Annotated in this window: 18 protein-coding genes; 10 read left to right on the forward strand and 8 right to left on the reverse strand. The window is 74.7% G+C overall.

The features are described 5' to 3' along the window. Nucleotides 1–8 precede the first annotated feature (8 nt). The 6 genes from AB0G32_RS08695 to AB0G32_RS08720 all read left to right on the forward strand — a co-directional run bounded on the left by AB0G32_RS08695 (nt 9) and on the right by AB0G32_RS08720 (nt 5366). Nucleotides 9–488 carry a RidA family protein gene (locus tag AB0G32_RS08695; RefSeq protein ID WP_361160145.1) on the forward strand — a complete coding sequence of 160 codons (480 nt, stop codon included), beginning with the start codon at nt 9–11 and terminating at the stop codon, nt 486–488. Continuing rightward, nucleotides 485–1159, forward strand: a complete 675-nt coding sequence (locus AB0G32_RS08700) for a DUF1028 domain-containing protein (RefSeq protein ID WP_361160147.1) — start codon at nt 485–487, stop codon at nt 1157–1159. The genes AB0G32_RS08695 and AB0G32_RS08700 overlap by 4 nt, the downstream gene beginning before the upstream one ends. After that, the gene (locus AB0G32_RS08705) at nt 1159–2307 is read left to right on the forward strand and encodes an amidohydrolase (RefSeq protein ID WP_361160150.1); all 1149 of its coding nucleotides are present in this window, start codon (nt 1159–1161) and stop codon (nt 2305–2307) included. The genes AB0G32_RS08700 and AB0G32_RS08705 overlap by 1 nt, the downstream gene beginning before the upstream one ends. 119 nt (nt 2308–2426) lie before the next feature. After that, nucleotides 2427–3800 (forward strand): MFS transporter, encoded by a 1374-nt coding sequence (locus AB0G32_RS08710; protein WP_361160153.1) that lies wholly within the window; start codon nt 2427–2429, stop codon nt 3798–3800. Nucleotides 3801–3843: 43 nt separating this feature from the next. Further along, complete coding sequence (locus AB0G32_RS08715; RefSeq protein WP_361160156.1) at nt 3844–4761, forward strand: LysR family transcriptional regulator; 918 nt, start codon at nt 3844–3846, stop codon at nt 4759–4761. Nucleotides 4762–4883: 122 nt separating this feature from the next. Then, nucleotides 4884–5366 (forward strand): DUF4396 domain-containing protein, encoded by a 483-nt coding sequence (locus AB0G32_RS08720; protein WP_361160159.1) that lies wholly within the window; start codon nt 4884–4886, stop codon nt 5364–5366. A gap of 78 nt (nt 5367–5444) precedes the next feature. Here the strand turns inward: AB0G32_RS08720 and AB0G32_RS08725 are convergent, their stop codons facing one another. Next, entirely contained in the window at nt 5445–6341 is an 897-nt protein-coding gene (locus AB0G32_RS08725; protein WP_361160161.1) for a LysR family transcriptional regulator, read from the reverse strand. 154 nt (nt 6342–6495) lie between these two features. Here AB0G32_RS08725 and AB0G32_RS08730 point away from each other — a divergent pair, with 154 nt between their 5' ends. Further along, nucleotides 6496–7239 (forward strand): SDR family oxidoreductase, encoded by a 744-nt coding sequence (locus tag AB0G32_RS08730; protein ID WP_361160164.1) that lies wholly within the window; start codon nt 6496–6498, stop codon nt 7237–7239. Nucleotide 7240: 1 nt separating this feature from the next. Here AB0G32_RS08730 and AB0G32_RS08735 read toward each other — a convergent pair whose 3' ends face one another. After that, nucleotides 7241–8491, reverse strand: a complete 1251-nt coding sequence (locus AB0G32_RS08735; RefSeq protein WP_361160167.1) for a hypothetical protein — start codon at nt 8489–8491, stop codon at nt 7241–7243. Between the two features lie 254 nt (nt 8492–8745). On the opposite strand from AB0G32_RS08735, the gene AB0G32_RS08740 reads away from it, so the two are divergent. Further along, nucleotides 8746–9345: a helix-turn-helix domain-containing protein gene (locus AB0G32_RS08740; RefSeq protein ID WP_361160169.1), complete on the forward strand. Its 600-nt coding sequence runs from the start codon at nt 8746–8748 to the stop codon at nt 9343–9345. 18 nt (nt 9346–9363) lie between these two features. On the opposite strand, the gene AB0G32_RS08745 is transcribed toward AB0G32_RS08740, so the two are convergent. Next, the gene (locus AB0G32_RS08745; RefSeq protein WP_361160172.1) at nt 9364–10380 is read right to left on the reverse strand and encodes an SMP-30/gluconolactonase/LRE family protein; all 1017 of its coding nucleotides are present in this window, start codon (nt 10378–10380) and stop codon (nt 9364–9366) included. 157 nt (nt 10381–10537) lie between these two features. Here AB0G32_RS08745 and AB0G32_RS08750 point away from each other — a divergent pair, with 157 nt between their 5' ends. Both AB0G32_RS08750 and AB0G32_RS08755 read left to right on the forward strand, forming a co-directional pair. Further along, nucleotides 10538–12340, forward strand: coding sequence for an NAD(P)/FAD-dependent oxidoreductase (locus AB0G32_RS08750; protein ID WP_361160174.1), 1803 nt, complete (start codon nt 10538–10540; stop codon nt 12338–12340). A 56-nt stretch (nt 12341–12396) separates the two neighbouring features. After that, on the forward strand, nt 12397–12783 hold the full coding sequence (locus AB0G32_RS08755; protein WP_361160177.1) for a VOC family protein: 387 nt from the start codon (nt 12397–12399) through the stop codon (nt 12781–12783). A gap of 8 nt (nt 12784–12791) precedes the next feature. Here AB0G32_RS08755 and AB0G32_RS08760 read toward each other — a convergent pair whose 3' ends face one another. Genes AB0G32_RS08760 through AB0G32_RS08780 form a run of 5 tightly spaced genes read right to left on the reverse strand, consistent with a single transcriptional unit; the run spans nt 12792 to nt 18149 of the window. Further along, entirely contained in the window at nt 12792–14570 is a 1779-nt protein-coding gene (locus AB0G32_RS08760; protein ID WP_361160180.1) for an ABC transporter ATP-binding protein, read from the reverse strand. Nucleotides 14571–14579: 9 nt separating this feature from the next. Further along, nucleotides 14580–15635, reverse strand: coding sequence for an LLM class flavin-dependent oxidoreductase (locus AB0G32_RS08765; protein WP_361160182.1), 1056 nt, complete (start codon nt 15633–15635; stop codon nt 14580–14582). After that, a complete protein-coding gene (locus AB0G32_RS08770) occupies nt 15632–16066 on the reverse strand; it encodes a lasso peptide biosynthesis B2 protein (protein WP_361160185.1) in 435 nt (144 codons plus the stop codon). Before AB0G32_RS08770 ends, AB0G32_RS08765 begins: the two co-directional genes overlap by 4 nt. Next, nucleotides 16063–16323: a lasso peptide biosynthesis PqqD family chaperone gene (locus tag AB0G32_RS08775; RefSeq protein WP_361160188.1), complete on the reverse strand. Its 261-nt coding sequence runs from the start codon at nt 16321–16323 to the stop codon at nt 16063–16065. Before AB0G32_RS08775 ends, AB0G32_RS08770 begins: the two co-directional genes overlap by 4 nt. After that, a complete protein-coding gene (locus tag AB0G32_RS08780) occupies nt 16320–18149 on the reverse strand; it encodes an asparagine synthase-related protein (protein ID WP_361160191.1) in 1830 nt (609 codons plus the stop codon). The genes AB0G32_RS08775 and AB0G32_RS08780 overlap by 4 nt, the downstream gene beginning before the upstream one ends. Between the last annotated feature and the right edge of the window lie 19 nt (nt 18150–18168).

Here is an 18168-nt window from a genome sequence, read left to right on the forward strand (position 1 = left end):
GCAGCACGATGACCTCCCCGAGCGAGGGCCGCACGGCGAACGCCCCCGTCGTCACCGGCGGACACACCCGGATCCGCCCGTTCAACACCCGCGACACCTACCCCGAGCAGAACCTCGGCAACGACCTCTGCCAGGCCGTCGTCGCCGGCGACACCGTGTACGTCCGGGGCCAGATCGGCCAGGACCTCGACACCAGCGAGTCGGTGGGCATCGGTGACGCCGAGGCACAGGCCGAGCGGGCCATGGCCAACATCAAGACGCTGCTGGAAGAGGCGGGCAGCCGGATGGAACACCTGGTCAAACTGACCATCTACCTGGTCGACCCGCGCTACCGCGAGGCGGTCTACCGCACCGTCGGCCGCTGGACCAAGGGCGTCCACCCCATCTCCACCGGCCTGGTGGTCTCCGCGCTGGCCCGCCCGGAGTGGCTGTGCGAGATCGACGCGATCGCCGTGCTCCCCGACCCGTCGAAGGAGGCACGGGCATGACCTTCTCCCTGGTGGTCCGCGACGGCGAGCGGTTCGGCGTCGCGGCCAGCTCCTCCAGCCCGGCGGTCGCCGCCCGCGTCGTCCATCTGCGGCCCGGCGTCGGCGCGGCGACCTCGCAGAACATCACCGACCCCACGCTCGGCACCGGCCTGCTGGACGCTCTCGCCGGCCACGGCGACCCGGCCCGCGCCCTGGCCGACGTCACCGGCGCCGCCCGCAACGCCGCCACCATCGAGTACCGGCAGCTGACCGTGCTGGGCCGCACCGGCCCCGGACACGCCTACAGCGGCTCGCGCACCCTGGGCACATACGCCGCCGCCACCGCCGACGGCGCGGTCGCGGCCGGCAACATGCTCTGCGGCGCACACCTGCCCGGCGTACTCCTCGACGCGTACGCCGCCGCCACCGGGGAGCTGGAGGAGCGGCTGCTCACCGCCATGAAGGCCGCCGTCGCGGCCGGCGGCGAGGAGGGACCGGTGCGCTCCGCGGGCCTCGCGGTCGTCGCGGACGCCGGCTGGCGGGTCACCGACCTGCGGGTGGACTGGGCCGAGGACCCCGTGGACCGGCTCGGCGACCTGCTCGACGTATGGCTGCCGCAGCGGGACGACTATGTGCGGCGCGGACTCGACCCCGCGTCCTCGCCCTCGTACGGCGTCCCCGGGGACCTGTGATGGGCGGCGGGCCGAAGGAAGCCGCGCGGCGGGCGGTCGGCCGGCACGCCGAGGAACTCGTCGGCCTGTCCGAGCGGCTGCACGCCGATCCGGAGACGGCGTGGGAGGAGCACCGGGCGGCCGCCGCCGTACCGGAGCTGCTGGACCGCGCCGGATTCGACGTCACCGCCGCCTACCTGGGCCTGGACACCGCCTTCCACGCCCGGTTCGGCAGCGGACCGGTGCGGATCGCGCTGTGCGCCGAGTACGACGCGCTGCCCGGACTCGGGCACGCCTGCGGACACAACCTCATCGCGGCCGGCTCGGTCGGGGCGGCGCTGGGCCTGGCCGCCGTCGCCGACGACACCGGCCTCACCGTCGAGGTCTACGGCACCCCGGCCGAGGAGGGCGGCGGCGGCAAGATCGAGATGCTGGACCGGGGCGCCTTCGCCGGGGTGGACCTGGCGATGATGGCGCACCCCGCGCCGGTCGACGTCGCCGAGGCCCGCCCGTTCGCGGTCAGCCACTCCAAGATCGCCTACACCGGGAAGGCCGCGCACGCCGCCGCCTACCCGGAGGCCGGGATCAACGCGGCCGACGCGTTCACCGTCGCCCAGGTCGCCATCGGCCTGCTGCGCCAGCAACTCCCGCCCTCGGCACGGGTGCACGGCGTGGTGACGCACGCCGGGGACGCCCCGAACGCCATCCCGGAGCGGACCACCGGACGCTGGTACGTACGGGCCGAGACGCTCGCCGAACTGGCCGAGCTGGAGCCCCGGGTGATGCGGGCCTTCGAGGCCGGCGCCCTGGCCACCGGCTGCGCGCTGGAGATCGAGCCGGAGAGCAAGCCGTACGCCGAGTTCCGCACCGACGGCACGGCGCTCGGGCACTACCGGGCCAACGCCCTCGCGCTGGGCCGCGAGTTCGCGCCGCCCGGTCAGGCGGCCCGGATGAACCGCGCCTCCACCGACATGGGCAACGTCTCCCAGGTGGTGCCGGCCATCCACCCCTACATCGGCATCGGCTCGCTGCCCGCCACCAACCACCAGCACGAGTTTGCCGCCCACTGCGTGGGCGGCACGGCCGAGCGGGCCCTGCTCGACGCGGCCGTCGCGCTGGCCTGGACCGGCGTGGACCGGGCCGCACCGGCCGGGGCGGCCACCGTATGACGGCCTCCCGGACCCACCCCGTCCCACCCCCGAACGGCCTGCCCGCGCTCTGAGGGGCACGGCGCCGGCGGCACCCGCACAGCTCCGGCTTCTGAACCCATCCTCACAAGGAGGCGCGTATGTCTACGCGTAACAGCAGTGCCCCCGCGGCGAACGCGGCCGAGCCGGCCGGCGACGTCGTAGCCCTGCGCAGGAGTGTCGCCGCGGGAGCCGTCGGCGTGTTCGTGCACTGGTTCGACTGGGCGGCCTACGCCTATCTGGCCGGCACCGTCGCGACCGTGTTCTTCCCGGCCGAGGACAGCACCACCGGACTGCTCGCGGTGTTCGGCGTGTTCGCCGTCTCGTTCGGCATCCGGCCCATCGGCGCCCTGGTGTTCGGACCGCTCGGCGACCGGATCGGCCGCAAGCGCACCCTGTCCCTGGTCATCTTCATGATGTCCGGCGCCACCCTGACCATCGGCCTGCTGCCCGGCTACGACGCGATCGGCATCGCCGCCCCGATCCTGCTGGTGGTGCTGCGGCTGATCCAGGGGTTCGCGGCGGGCGGCGAGTTCGGCAGCGCGGCCAGCTTCCTCGCCGAGAGCGCGCCCCGGCGCCGCCGCGGCTTCGGGGTGAGCTGGCTGGAGGTCGGCTCCCTGCTCGGCTTCCTCGCCGGTTCGTTCGTCTTCCTGCTGCTCTCCGCCGGACTCGACGAGGCCCAGCTCACCTCCTGGGGCTGGCGCGTCCCGTTCCTGGTCGCCGCCCCGCTCGGCGTCATCGGCTTCGTCATCCGCAACAAGATCGAGGACACCCCCGAGTACCGGGCGCTCGAAGCCAACGACACCGTGCCCAGCAGCCCGGCCCGCGAACTGCTCCGTTCCCACAAGCGGGAACTGCTCCAGGCGGCCGGCCTGATGGCGGCCATGCACGTCCCCTTCTACGCCGTCCTGACCTACCTCGTCACCTACGAGACCGACCACCTCGGTCACTCCGCCGACAGCGCGGCCCTGCTGTCCACCGTCATCTCCCTGCTCGGCCTGGTGCTCGTGCCGCTGTTCGGCCGGCTGTCCGACCGGGTGGGCCGCAAGCCGGTGTTCGTCGGCGCGACGGCCGCCCTGCTGGTCCTGTCCACCCCGGCGTTCCTCCTGATGCGGACCGGACTGGCCGGCACCTGGGCGGCCGGACTGCTGCTCGGCGCGATCCTCGCCGCCATCCTCGGCACCTACGCGGTGTGGTCGGCGGAGATCTTCCCCACCCGCACCCGGCAGAGCGGACTGTCCGTGGCGTACAACGTCACCGCGGCGCTGTTCGCCGGCACCGTGCCCTATCTGATGACCGTGCTCATCTCGGCGACCGGCAGCACCCTGGTGCCGGGCCCGTACCTGATGGTGTTCGCGGTGGGCGGGCTGGTCGCCGCGCTCTCCCTGAAGGAGACCGCGGGCTGCGCGCTGCTGCGTCCCGAGGACGTCCGCGAGGACGTCCGGGCCGCACCCGCCGAGCGCGCTTCCGCATAAGGTACGGCGCGGACACGGTTCACCGCGCACAAGGGTCTCTCGCATGACGTCACCGCTGGGTTTCACCCTCGTACAGCTCCGTTACTTCCTGGTCGCCGCCGAGCGCGGGTCGATGACGGAGGCGTCGCAGGAGCTGCACATCGCGCAGTCCGCCGTGTCCGCGGCCGTCTACCACCTGGAGCGGGACCTCCAGGTGCAGCTGTTCATCCGGCGCCGGGGCCGGGGACTGACCCTGACCCCCGCCGGGGAGCGGCTCCAGCAGCAGGCCCGGGACCTGCTGGCCCGGGCCCGCGAGGTCCGGCGCGAGGCCCGGGGCGAGGGCGAGGACCTCTCCGGGCCGGTGACCGTCGGCTGCTTCGTGACCCTCGCCCCCTACTACCTGCCGCCCCTGTTCAGCGAGTGCACCGCACGCCACCCGGGCATCGAGATCGACGTGCTGGAGGCGGAGACGGACCAGCTCGTGGAGGCCCTCGCGGCGGGACGCATCGACTTCGCCCTCAGCTACGGCCTCGGCCTGTCGGCCGCGCCGGAACTGCGCGGCGAGACCATCGCCCTCGCCCCCGCCTACGTCCTCGTCCCGGCCGGCCACCCGCTGGCCGGCCGGGACAGCGTGGAACTGACCGAACTGTCCGCCGAACCGCTGGTCCTGCTGGACCTGCCGCACAGCCGCGACTACTTCCACTCCCTGGTGGCCGCCACCGGCACCGCCCCCGACGTCCGCTATCGCACCCGCAGCTACGAGACGGTGCGCTCCCTGGTCGCCCGCGGCCTCGGCTACTCCGTGCTCAACCAGCGGCCCGCGACCAGCCAGACCTACGGCGGCGGCGAGGTCGCCGCCCTCCGGCTGCGGGACGGCGGACCGCCGCTCGAAGTCAAGATCGCCTCGGTGGACGGCATGACCCAGACCGCCCGGGCCGGCGCGGTGATGGACCTGCTCCGGGAGATCGCCGCCCGGCCGTGACCGGCCGCCCGTCGCGCCCTTGCCCGAAACGCCGGACCGTGGAATACCCCTGGGGGGTATAGCGTTCTGCCGGGTGAACCCCCGGCGGCGGGGTACACCGAACGGGAATGGGGACGACGGTCATGGACCACGGCACGCACCACACCGGACACCACACCCCGCACCCGGCCGCGGCCTCCTGGCCGATGGCGGCGCGGGCGACGCTGCACTGCCTGACCGGCTGCGCCATCGGCGAGATCCTCGGCATGGTGATCGGCACCGCCCTGCTGTGGGGCAACGTCCCGACCATGGCGCTGGCGATCGCGCTCGCCTTCGTGTTCGGCTACTCGCTCACGCTGGTCGCCGTCGGCCGCACCGGCCTGGACCTCAGAGGCGCGATCAAGGTGGCGCTCGCCGCGGACACCGTGTCCATCGCCGTGATGGAACTCGTCGACAACGGCATCGTCGCCCTGGTCCCCGGCGCCATGGACGCCCACCTGTCCGACGGGCTGTTCTGGTGGAGCCTGCTCGGCGGTTTCGCCGTCGCCTTCCTGATCACCACCCCGGTCAACAAGTGGATGATCGGCCGCGGCAAGGGCCACGCGGTCGCTCACGCCCACCACTGAGCGGTCAGCGGCGCGGACGGACCAGGACGCGTCCCGGGGCTCGGAGTCCGGCCCTCGGGCCGCCCACCGTCCCGGTCGTCACCGGTAACTGTTGAGGTGCGTCCGGGCGAGCCGCCGGAAGGCCGTCACCAGACGGCTCCGGTCGTCGGCGCGGGTGGCCAGGACGACCTGGCTGGGTTCGACGCCCACCAGGGGCACCGCGATCAGTCCGGGACGCATCCGGTCGAGGTGTCCGCCGGCCGGAACGATCGTGACGGCCTGCCCGGTGGCGACGAGTTCGATCTTGTCCTCGACGCTCTCGATGAGCGGACCGTCGGGGGCGGGCCGGCCGCCCGGCCGGGGATCGATCCGCCAGAAGGCGTTCCAGTCCGGGTCGGGCACGCGGGGCAGCGGCTCGTCGGCGATGTCTGCCAGGGTGACGGACTCCCGGCCGGCCAGCCGGTGGCCGACCCGCACCACGAGCATCCGCGGCTCGTCGTACAGGACCGTCACCCGCAGCCCGTCGGGGCGCAGCGGCAGCCGGGTCACCACCGCGTCCACGCGACGGCCGAGCAGCGCCGCGCGCTGCTGGTCCCACGGCAGGTGCAGGGTGCGCACGTCGGCGTCGGGGTACCGGTCGCGCAGCGCGCCGACGGCCGGGGTGACGATGAGGTTGAGGGCGTACCCGACGGTGATCCGGGTGGGATGGGCGGCGGCCCGGGTGTGGGTCGCCGCCTGAGCGGCGGAGCTCAGCAGGCCCTCGGCGAGCGGCAGGAAGACCTGGCCGGCCTCGGTGAGACCGGTGCCGCGCGGTGAGCGGTCCAGGAGCCGGGCGCCCAGCTGCTGTTCCAGGCGGCGGATCTGGCGGCTCAGGGAGGGCTGGGTGGTGTGCAGGGCCTCGGCGGCCCGCCCGAAGTGCCGGTGCTCGGCGACCACGGTGAAACTGTGCACCAGCCGCAGATCGAGGTGCGCCACAAGCGGCGGCGAATCGGCCATGACTGAAGCCTAAACCCTCGTCGAGGTGGGGTGATGCGTGCGGTGTATCGCCCGATGCGGAACATTCATTGGCCCCGGAGTGATCCCCGGGCGCAGGGTGAGGGGGTCCGGCCGGCCCGTGCCGGACCGACCCGCGAACGCAAGGGGAACACCCATGTCCACACCGGCCGTCCTGATCACCGGCGGAACCAGCGGAATCGGCAAGGCCACCGCCGAACTCCTGCATGAGCGCGGGTACCGGGTGATGGTCACCGGCCGCGACCCCGAGACCCTCGCCGCCGCCCGCGAGGAACTCCCCGCCGAGGTCGTCGTCGTAGAAGCCGACGCGCGTTCCGTGTCCGACGCCGACCGCGTCGCCGCCGAGATCCGGGCCCGCTTCGGCGGCCTCACCGCCCTGTTCCTGAACGCCGGGATCACCCGCGGGGCACCGGTCGAGGCGGTCGACGAGGCGACGTTCGACGACGTGTTCGCGGTGAACGCGCGGGGACAGTTCTTCACCCTGCAGAAGACCCTCCCGCTGCTCGCCGACGGCGCCTCGGTGGTCTTCACCGTGGGCATCGGCGTCACCCGCGGGCTCGCGGGCGGCAGCGTCACCGCCGCCAGCAGGGGAGCCCTGCTGGCGATGGTGCCCTCGCTCGCCGTCGAACTGGCGCCGCGGCGGATCCGGGTCAACGCGGTCAGCCCGGGAGCCGTCGACACCCCGATCTGGACCAAGTCGGGGATGCCGCCCGAGCTGGTCGCCCAGGTCACCGAGGCCACCACCGCGCGCATCCCGTTCGGGCGGTTCGGCACCGCCCGCGAGGTCGCCGAGACCGTCGCGTTCCTCACCTCCGACGCCGCCGGCTACATCACCGGACAGAACATCGTCGTCGGCGGCGGCATCGGCGTCTCGGCGTAGGTCACCAGTTCTTGTACCGCACCTCGCCGAGGCCGCAGAAGGTGCAGTCGGCGCTCAGGAAGTCCGCCGTGCGGCGGAACTCCTCGTCGGCCAGCCGCCACCGCAGCCACGCGGTGATGATGTGCTGCCCGTTGCGGGTGGCGGCGATGTGGTCGGTGCCGTCGAGGATGCTGAACCACACCGGCACATCGGTGTTGGTGTAGTCGCGCTCCACGTTGGAGGTGGCGAAGTCGGCGTCGCCGCCGAGGTAGAGGGCCGGGTTGCGGAGACTGTCCGGGCCGTTGCCGTCGAAGGAGCCGCCGGCCACGTGCACGGTGGTCTCCAGGCGCGGGTCGTCGGCCACGTCGAAGGTGCCGATCGACCCGCGCGAATGGCCGCCGAAGGCCACCTCGGTCAGGTCGAGGTCCTGGTACAGCGGGCTGCTCGCGGCGGCGTTCTGGTCCTCCAGCCAGTCCAGGGCTTCGGTCATGTAGGCGCCGCTGCTGGACGAGACCTCGCTGTAGACCACGAACCCGTGCGACGCCCACTGGCGCAGCATGTCCGCGTAGGCGGCCGGGTCGGAGCCCGCGCCCGGACCCCAGACGAGGACCGGGTGGTCCACTCCGTCCCGGCCGGCGTCGGACGGGTACACCAGCCATCCGTCGCCGCCCGGTCCGGCGGACTCGTCGACGCTCACCGCGTACGGGCCCGGCGCGGTGACGTCGGAGACCGGCGGCAGGGACCCGGGCGGCGGCTCGGCCGGCCCGCCGTCGTCCTCCGCCACCACCAGCACGTCGTCGACGGTCAGCGTCTCCAGGACGCTGTTCGCGTCCAGCGAGAACCGCAGCCGCAGGTCGTGCCCGTCCACCGCGGCGGGCAGCCGGAAGGTCGCCGCGCCGGTGGCGGTGCGTGCCGACTCCAGCGCGGTGAACGAGCCGCCGTCGACCGAGTAGGCCGCGGTGAAGGTCTCCCCGAGGTCCAGCCCGGACGCCGCCCGGGTGTACGACACCGTCACCTCGCTGTGCCCGGCCAGATCGATCGGCGCGGAGGTCAGCGCCGGGTCGGAGAGCAGCGAACCGCTCAGCCGGGCGCCGTAGCTGCCGGTGCTGACCGAACCGGTGGCGGTGAAGGTGCCGAGTCCGGCGGAGAAGTCCTCGCCGTAGACCGCGGTGGCGGCGGCGGCGGGGGGCGTGAGGGCGCCGGCGGTTCCCACCGACAGGGTGGTGAGGGCCGCGGTGCCGCACACGCGTAAGCGCCAACTGAAGCGAGACATGTCTGGAATCCCTCCTGACCGCGCCGGCCGGGGGTGCTCCGGCGCGGGGTCGTGTCGGTTGCGGGGACGTGTCCGGGTCCGGGCCCCGAAGGACGGCCCGGAGCCGGGACGAGCCGGTTCCGCCGGAACCGGAACGAGCCGAGTCAAGCGGGCACCCGCCACCCCGGCACCACGTAAATCACCGGTGCCGGGCCGGCCGCCCGGCACCGGGGCCGGGCCCGGGAGGGGCGGCTTTCGGCCGTTATCCTGCGGGGGTGACGCAATCTCCCAGGCCCGACGAGCGGCGGTCCCCGAACCCCGGGCCGAAAGCCGCCGCCCGCAACCGGGCGGCCCTGATCGCCGCCGCCCGGGAGATCTACGCGGAGCACGGCCTGGGCGCTCCGCTGTCCGCCATCGCGCGCCGGGCCGGCGTCGGACAGGGCGTCCTGTACCGGCACTTCCCGGACCGGGCCGCCGTCGCCGCCGCCGTGCTGGAGGAGAACGTACGGGAGGTCGAACAGGCCGCCGCGGCCGAGGGCGCCACCTTCGAGGACGCCCTCGGGGTGCTGTCCTGGCACCTGACCGAGTCGTCCGCCTTCATCAGCCTGCTGCACGCCGACGAGGCGCACCGGCGCGCCGGGACCTCCGGGACGCACGAGTACGCCCGCGCCCTGTCCGGGCGGGTCGAGCGCGCGCTGCGCGGCCGGCTGCGGCCGGGGCACCGGCTGGCCGCCGCCGACGGCCTGATGCTCGCCGTCGCCATGGTCTCCGGCGCCGTCACCGGCCCCACCCGCGAGGAGCGGGAGGACCGGGTACGGGCCGCCTGGCGGCTGCTCGCCGTGGAGGTGGGACCGGTACGGCCGTTCGCGCGGTGAGCGCCGGGCGGGGCGGGGTCAGCCGCCGTTGGACTGGCGGATGCCGTCCGCGAGCGCGTCGAAGGTGTAGACGTACCCCCCGGCGGGTCCGCTGACGGTCATGTACGCCGTGGTCCCGCCCGGGGTGATCGCCACGTTCGTCGCCGATTCGAGGCCCTTGTCGCGGGCGGGAATCCCGACGGTCGCCAGCCGGGCGCCGTACTTGTCGTACACGGCCATCGCGGGCCGGCCGTGCAGCGCCTGGTAGAGGTTGCCGTCGGCGTCGACCGCGATCGAGTCGGTCTGCGCGACGCCGCCGTCGACCCGGACCGCGGTGTGCGGCGCGGTCACTCCGCCCTGGCCGGCGAGGGGCAGGTAGGAGATCCGGTTCCGGGTCAGCTCGCTGAACCACAGGCCGGCGAAGTCCGCGTCGAAGGAGATGCCGTTGGTGGCGGCCAGGTGGTCGACTAGGACGCTCGCCCGCTTCCCGTCGCGGTCGACGCGCACCACCCGGCCGAGCGCCTCGCCCTCGGTCAGGCCGCGCGAGTCGCTGACGTAGAGATTCCCCTCCTCGTCGAAGGCGAGGTCGTCGGGGTTCATCGGCGCCCCGTCGACCTCGCCGGCGAAGAACAGCCGCCGGTCGCCGCCGTCCGGGGCCAGGCTGACGATCTCGCCGTGCGCGTAGTCGGTCAGGTAGAGCCGTCCGTCGTACGGGCTGACCTGGGCGGAAGTGTAGGCGCCCCGGTCGTCGGTGTGCAGTGTCCGCACCGCCTTGCGGGCGAGGTCGACCCGCAGCACCTTCGGCGCGCCCGCGGGCGCGGTGACGTCGACCAGGGTCAGCCGGCCCTGCCCGTCCAGGACCGGGCCCTCCAGCAGGGTGCTGCCGGTCTCCTCGTGCGGCGTCGTCACCCGCATCACCCGCTGGGCCCGGATGGCGCGGTCCGGGCCGGTCCCGCCGGCCGCGGCGCCGGCGGTCTGGGTACCGCAGGCGGTGAGGGCGGTCAGGGCGCCGATCGTGGCGAGCAGCGCGAGCGGCCGGATCGGAAGTCGTCGCATGGGGGTCCTCTTCCTGGCGTCTGGCATCTGGCGTGGGGCGGAGCACGGACGAACCAACCGGACAACGATGTCCGGTAGTTGCTACGGTAGTGGACGACCGCCCCACACCGGAGGCCGGCCGCAGGACCGCGGGGCCGGCCAGGAACGAGGTCCCCCCATGGCAACCCCCCAGGCCCCGGCCCCCGACGAACTCGCCCGGCTCAAGGAGCGCTACCGGCACGAGCGCGAACGCCGGGTACGGCCCGACGGCGCCGCCCAGTACCGGGCGCCGGAGGCCGAGTTCGGCTACTACGCGGACGACCCGTACACGGCCGGCCCGGACCGGCGCGAGCCGCTGCACGACACCGTCGACGTCGCCGTGATCGGCGGCGGATTCGGTGGCCTGCTCGCCGGAGCGCGGCTGCGGCAGCAGGGCGTCGAGCGGGTCCGGATCGTCGAGCGGGGCGGCGACGTCGGCGGCACCTGGTACTGGAACCGCTACCCGGGCGTGCACTGCGACATCGAGTCCCACATCTACCTGCCGCTGCTGGACGAGACCGGATACGTACCCGAGTGGAAGTACGCGCCCGGCGAGGAGATCCGCCGCCACGCGGTCCGCGTCGCCGAGCGGTTCGGCCTCTACCAGCACGCGCTGCTGCGCACCTCGGTGACCGCGCTGACCTGGGACGAGGCGGCGGAGACCTGGCTGGTGGCGACCGACCGGGGCGACGCGTTCCGGGCCGCCCACGTGGTCACCGCCACCGGCACCCTCACCGAGCCGAAGCTGCCCGGGATACCCGGCATCGAGGACTTCCGGGGACACACCTTCCACACCTCGCGGTGGGACTACGCCTACACCGGCGGCACCCCGGACGGCGGCCTGACCGGCCTCGCCGGCAAACGGGTGGGCGTGGTGGGCACCGGCGCCACCGGCGTCCAGGTCATCCCGATGCTGGCCGAGGACGCCGGACACCTCTACGTCTTCCAGCGCACCCCGTCCACCGTGGACGTACGGGCCAACCGCCGTACCACCGCCGAGGACGTCGGCGCCGGCCGGCCCGGCTGGGCCCGGGCACGCCGGGAGAACTTCCTGCGGATCGTCTCCGGCGAGCCGGCCGACGAGGACCTGGTGGCGGACCGCTGGACGTCGTCGGCGGGGCTCCTGGAGAAGCTGCTGCCGAGCTTCCGCCGCCAGGGCGACCGCGACGCCTTCGAGACCGCCTACGAGGCCGCCGACGCCGCCAAGATGAACGAACTGCGCGCCCGCGTCGAGCAGTCGGTCACCGACCCGGCGACCGCGGCCAGGCTGCGGCCCTGGTACCGCTACGCCTGCAAGCGCCCCGCCTTCTCCGACCTGTACTACCAGGCGTTCAACCGCCCCGACGTCACCCTGGTCGACACCGCGGACACCCACGGCATCGAGCGGGTCACCGAGCACGGCGTGGTCGTCGCCGGCACCGAGTACCCGCTCGACTGCCTGATCTTCGCCACCGGCTTCTCCGTCGGCGTCTCCGGCGTGCACTCCGGGAAACTCCCGGTCCGGGGCCGCGACGGTGCCGAGTTGCTGCGCACCTGGGCGGAGCGCGGCCCGCGCACCCTGCACGGCTTCACCTGCCACGGTTTCCCGAACCTGTATCAGATGGGCTCCCTCCAGAACGCCAGCAGCGTCAACTTCACCCACGTGCTGGACGAACAGGCCGTCCACATCGCGGCCCTCGTCGCCGCCGCCGAGGCCAAGGGCGCGCTGGTCGAGCCAACCCGGGAGAGCGAGGACGCCTGGGTCGCCGTCTGCGCCCAGGACGCCCCCGACCACGAGTGGTTCCACGCCGAGTGCACGCCCGGCTACTACAACCGCGAAGGCCGCGGCCGCCCCAACGGACCGACCGCCTACCCGCACGGCGCGGTCGCCTTCCACGAACTCCTCAGGCGCTGGCGCGCGGAGTCCCTGGAGGAGATCCTGCGGGCCAGGACCTCCGCCTAGGGCAGCCGGTCGCGCCGCCGGGGGCGGCCGGGACCGCCGGCCGCTACCCTCGTGCCATGAAGATCCACCTCACCAGCGTCTTCGTCGAGAACCAGGACGAAGCCCTGCGCTTCTACACCGACGTCCTGGGCTTCGTGAAGAAGCACGACGTCCCGATGGGCACGGACCGGTGGCTGACCGTGGTCTCGCCGGAGGACCCCGAGGGGACCGAACTGCTGCTGGAGCCCTCCGGGCACCCGGCCGTGCGGCCGTACCGGACGGCACTGGTCCGGGACGGCATCCCGGCCGCGTCCTTCGCCGTGGACGACGTACCGGCGGAGTTCCGGCGGCTGCGCGGGCTCGGGGTGCGCTTCACCCAGGAGCCGGTGGCGGCCGGCCCGGTCACCACCGCCGTGCTGGACGACACCTGCGGCAACCTGATCCAGCTCGTGCACGGCGGGTGACCGGCGGCTCAGGACGCCAGTGACTGACCGGCCGCCAGGCCGCGGTACAGGGCGTCGCCGGCGAGCAGTTCCGCGTGCGTGCCGGTGGCCCGCACCCGGCCGGACTCCAGCACCACGATCCGGTCGGCCGCCGTCACGGTGGACAGCCGGTGCGCGATGACCACGACCGTCGTCTCGCGCGCCACGTCCGCCACCACCTCGCGCAGGGCGCGTTCGTTCTCGGCGTCCAGCTGGGAGGTGGCCTCGTCCAGCAGCAGCAGCCGGGGCCGGCGCAGCAGCGCCCGGGCGATGGCCACCCGCTGGCGTTCCCCGCCGGACAGCCGGGTGCCCCGGTGGCCGACCGGGGTGTCCAGCCCCCGCGGCAGGGCGCGGACGAACGCGTCCAGCCGGGTGCGCACCAGCACCTCGGCGATCTCGTCGTCGGTGGCGTCCGGGGCGGCGAACAGCAGGTTCTCCCGCAGGGTGCCGGAGAGCACCGGCGCGTCCTGCTCGATGTAGCCGATGCCGGCCCGCAGCTCGGCCAGCGGGATGTCGCGCACGTCCCGGCTGTCGATGAGCACCCGGCCGCGGGCCGGCTCGTAGAACCGTTCCAGGAGCGCGAAGACGGTGGACTTGCCCGCGCCGGACGGGCCGACCAGGGCGGTCGTCCGGCCGCCCGGCGCGGTGAAGTCCACCGCCCGGTGGACGTAGGGGAGCTCCGGCCGGTAGCGGAAGAAGACCTGCTCGAAGGTGACGGTGGCCGGGGCAGCGGCCCGCCCGGCCGGCCGGCCGCCGCGACCGGCTGCCGGGGCGGCGTCGGTCGCCAGCCGGTCGAGTTCCCGCAGCCGGGCCACGGCCGCCGCGCCGACGTGGAACTGGGTGGCCGCCTGGATCAGGTCGGACACCGGCTGCATCAGGTAGAAGAGCAGCATCAGGAACGCCACCAGCACGGAGACCTTGATGGTCCCCGACGCCACCCGGGCGCCGCCCGCTCCCAGCACGCACAGGAACGACAACTGGACGGACAGCCCGGCCGAGGCGCCCATCAGCGCCTGCCAGCCGGCCGCCCGGACACCGCTGCGCCACGCCTCGTCGGCGGTCCGGTGCACCGCCGCCGTCTCCCGCTCCTCGGCCCCGGACGCCTTCACGGTCCGCAGCGCGCCCAGTGCCCGTTCCAGGGCGGCGCCCATGTCGCCCACCGCGGCCTGGGCCCGCGCGGTGGCCCGCGAGATGCGCGGCATGGTGACGGTGAGCACCGCGCAGGTGAGCGCGATGACAGCGGCGGTCACACCCAGCAGTACCGGGTCGAGCAGCGCCATCATCACCGTCACCCCGGTCAGCGCCAGCACACTGGTGACGGCCGACACCAGTGACTGGGTGGTGACCTGGCGCAGCAGTGTGGTGTCCGAGGAGACCCGGGACAGCAGGTCGCCGGGTTCCAGCCGGTCGAGTTCGGCGACCTTCAGCCGCAGCAGCCGGGCGGTGATCCCGCGGCGGGCGCCGCGCACCACGGACTCGGCGGCGTGCGCCAGGACGTACTGGCCGAGCGCCCGCAGCGCGGCGCCGAGCACGACGAGCACCGAGAGCGCGGCCAGCGCGCCGGTCACCGGCCGCCGGTCGCCGAGGCCGTCGATCAGTTCCCTGGCCGCCAGCGGCTGGACCAGTACCGCCGCCGCCCCGGCCAGCCCGAGCAGCCCGCCGCACCCGATCCGCGGCAACTGCCCCCGGGCGTACCCGAGCAGGACCCGGCCGGTCGCGCGCAGCGTCGGGGGAGCGGGGGGCGGGGATGCGGCGCCGGCGGTGGGCATGCCGGGTCCTCAGCGGCCGGCGAGGCGGCGGCGTACCGCCGGGAAGACCCGGGTCGCGAGCCGCTCCAGCTGGGCCAGGGTCTGGTCCGTTTCCTCCGGGCCCTCCACCTGGCACATGACGCGGGTGCAGCCGGACGTGCCGATGTGGTCGACCAGACGGGCCACGCAGGTCTCCTCCGGCCCGACCGGGTGGGTGGCGAGGATCCGGTCGGCGAGCGCGCCGATGTGCTCGGCGGTCACCGGCGGCGGGGCGGGCAGGGACAGGCCGGGCAGCGCGGCGCGGTGCCGGTTCAGCGCGAGGACGAACCGGGCCCGGTCCCGCATCAGCCGCGCGGCCCGCTCGGCCGAGTCGGTCACCCGGGTGAACACGGCGAACGCGTGACCATCGGCCGGCCGCGGCCGCCCGTTGCCCCGGGCCCGCCGGGCGTAGCGGGCCAGCATCTCCGCCTTCGCCGCCGCGTTCTTGTCGAAGAACAGCATCAGCGGCAGCCCCCGGTCGGCCGCCAGCTCGATCGAGGCGGGCGACCCGGCCGCCACGTACACCGGCGGGTGCGGCGAGGTGTGCGCCGAGGGCAGCGGCCGTACCGACCGCGGGGCGGGGGCCGCGAGGCCGGTGGGCACTTTGCCGCGCAGCGCGCCCAGCGTGCGGTCCAGCGGCTCCGCCAGCCCCGCCCGCCACGCCCGCGGCCCGCCGCCCAGCACCTGGTACTCGATGCCCGGGATGCCGCGGCCCACCCCGAGGACGAACCGGCCGCCGGACAACTGGTCCAGCAGCACGGCCTGTTCGGCCGTGTGCACGGGGGAGTGCAGCGGCAGTACGGTCACCGCGGTGCCGACGTGGACGCGTTCGGTGCGGCCGAGCAGGTACGCGGCGAGGGTCAGCGCCGAGGGGTTGACCGCGGCGTCCAGGAAGTGGTGCTCGGTCAGCCACACGTCGTCCAGGCCGAGAGCCTCGGCGCACCGGGCCACCGCCACCGCGCGGGCCAGCACCTCGGCGTCCGTCCGGCCCGGATGGCGGTCGGTGGACAGCAGTACGCCGAACCTGAGGCCGTCGTGGGCCCTCACGTGTTCCTCCGGGACGCGGCGCGGGCGGACACCCGCAGCAGCGGGCGGAACAGTTCGATGTCCGGGCCCTCGCCGACCGGGCGGCGGTCCACCTCCACCCAGGCGTGGGCGCGGAACGGCTCGGTGCGCACGCCGGTGCACCAGTCCGGCCAGCACCCCTGGGCCCGGCACAGCAGCACGGTGGCCACCGAACGCTGGAGGCAGCCCTGCCCGGCGCAGGCCCGGCTGACCGACACCACCGCCTGCCGGCCGCGCAGCGCCTGTTCCGCGGTGCAGGGGCGGGCGCCGCGGGCCAGCACCCCCAGCACCCGGCGCAGCCGGCCGGGCCGCAGCCGGATCAGCAGCCAGGCCACCGCCACGGCGCACCGCGCGAGCAGCGCCCGGCCCGGCGGGACGGGATTCCGGGCCTCGGGTACGACGGGGAAGCTCATGGCGTCACCAGCCGGGCGCCGACCAGGCTCGCCACCAGCGCGTCGACATCGGCGGCGACCCGCTCCCGCTGCTCCGGGAAGGGAGCGGCGAGCCGTTCGGCGATCTCCGCCGTGCCGCTGCCCGCGCGCAGCAGCCGGACCACGGTGGCGCCGGTGCGGTTGAGCATCCAGTAGCGGCCCGTGCCCTCGTGCAGCAGCACCATGCCGCCGTCGTCCGTGTCGGTCGCGGACACCTCGGGGGCGAGCGAGTAGGTCATCGGGCTCCCTTCGCGCCGGCGGCCCGCTCCCGGGCCGCCTCCACCGAGCGCAGCCACGCCTCGCAGGCCAGCGTGTGGACCATGGGGATGAAGCCGCGGGAGGTGGGGTGCGGAGCCAGGAGCACCGCGCGGACCGCGGCCTGGTCCACCAGGCCCAGCCGGGCCAGCCGCATGTCCTCGGCCAGCGACAGCAGTTCGGCCCGGTGGTGCCGCACGCCCGCGTACACGTCGGCGCTGAACTCGCCCTTGGTGGTGCGGCCCAGGACCGGCTCGGGAACGGTCCCGCGCAGGGCGGCGGACAGCAGCGGCTTGGTGCGCCCCGGGCTGACCCGGTCAGTGATCCGCAGGGTGAGCGCCGCTTCCAGCACCTGGTCGTCGAGGTAGGGGGCGTGGTAGGCGACGCCGGAGCGCGCGGTGAGCCGGTCGGTCAGCCGGATGTCGGTACCGCACCGGCGTACGGCCTGCACGATCGCGTGCTGCGCCGGATCGGGGGAGTGCGGAGCGACCCCGCTTTCCGCCGCGTCCCGGAGCAGCTCCCGGCAGGCGTCGGCCGCCGGGGCGGTCACCCAGGCCGGTAGCCGCGGGTGGTACCCCCATCCGGTCAGGGGTTCCCGGGGACCGCTGAGGGGGGTGGTGAGGGTGTCGGCCGCGGTGCGCAGCCACTGGCCGTACGACGGGTCGCGCAGCAGGTTGCGCACCATCGTGCCGAGCGGCCAGCGGTACATGCTGCGGGCGATCCGCAGGTCGGTGCGGGACGCCAGCGGCGCGCGGCGGCCCAGGACGTGGAAGAAGCTGGGGGCCGGGTGGAACAGCTCGTCACCGCCGTGCCCGGTCAGATGGACGGCGACCCCCAGGCCGGCCAGCCGCCCGGCCACACAGGCCGTCACCTCCTTCATCCGCCGCCAGGGGTAGGGCCCTTCCGGGTCGTCGTCCTGGCCGAGCTGCCCGGCGAACGACCCCGGGATCTCGGACCGGAGCAGGACGAGGGACTGCGCGTCGGGCAGGTATCCGGCCGCCTGCCGTGCCCACCGGGCGTCGTCGTTCGCGGCGTCCGAACCCTCCTGACGCACCGTCACCAGCCGTCGGCAGCGCTCGTCGGCGGCGGTGAGGAAGGCCAGGCTGGTGGAGTCCAGGCCGCCGGAGAGATCGCAGCCGACGACACCGGACCCGGTCCGGGCGGCCACCGCGCCGCGCAGCGCGGCCCGCACCCGCCGGGCGGCCGGTCCGATCGGCTGGTCGGCCGGCGGCGGCGACCAGCGGCGGACCGTGTGGTGGCGGCCGTCGGGACGGATCCGCAGCCAGTGCCCGGGTTCCAGGCACGCCACCGAACGCCATGCCGTGCGGTCACTGAGCGGCCGGGGCGGCTGGGCCAGCAGCCGGCAGATCAGCGTCGTCTCGTCCACGCCGGCGCCGGACAGCGCCGCCAGGGTGTCCGGCCGGTCGGCCGCCAGGGTGCGGCCGTCGACGGTGGTGTGGAAGATCTCCCGGACGCCCGACAGCGCGCCCTGGGCACGGATCTCGCCGCCGAACGAGGCCAGCGCGTGGTAGCTGCCCGGGACCGCGCGCAGGGCGTCGCCGAGCCGGTCCGCCGTCGGGCACCGCTCGACGATCCGCCCGAGGTCGTCCGGGCTCGCCGCGAAGCACCCGAACAGGGCGACGCGCCGGTCGCCGCGGGCGGCGGTCAGGATCTCCTCGTCCGTCCAGGAACCGACGACCCAGGGACGCCCGGACGCATGGGTCAGCGCCCGGTCCGGTTCCGGACCGGGCGGGAGCCGGCGGACGGCGGCCGCGGCCAGCCGGTGATCGGGCAGAACGAGGAACTGCATCGGACCTCCGCGGGACGGT

The organism is Streptomyces sp. NPDC023723 (genome assembly GCF_040639815.1).
In the GTDB taxonomy this organism is placed as follows: Bacteria; Actinomycetota; Actinomycetes; order Streptomycetales; family Streptomycetaceae; genus Streptomyces.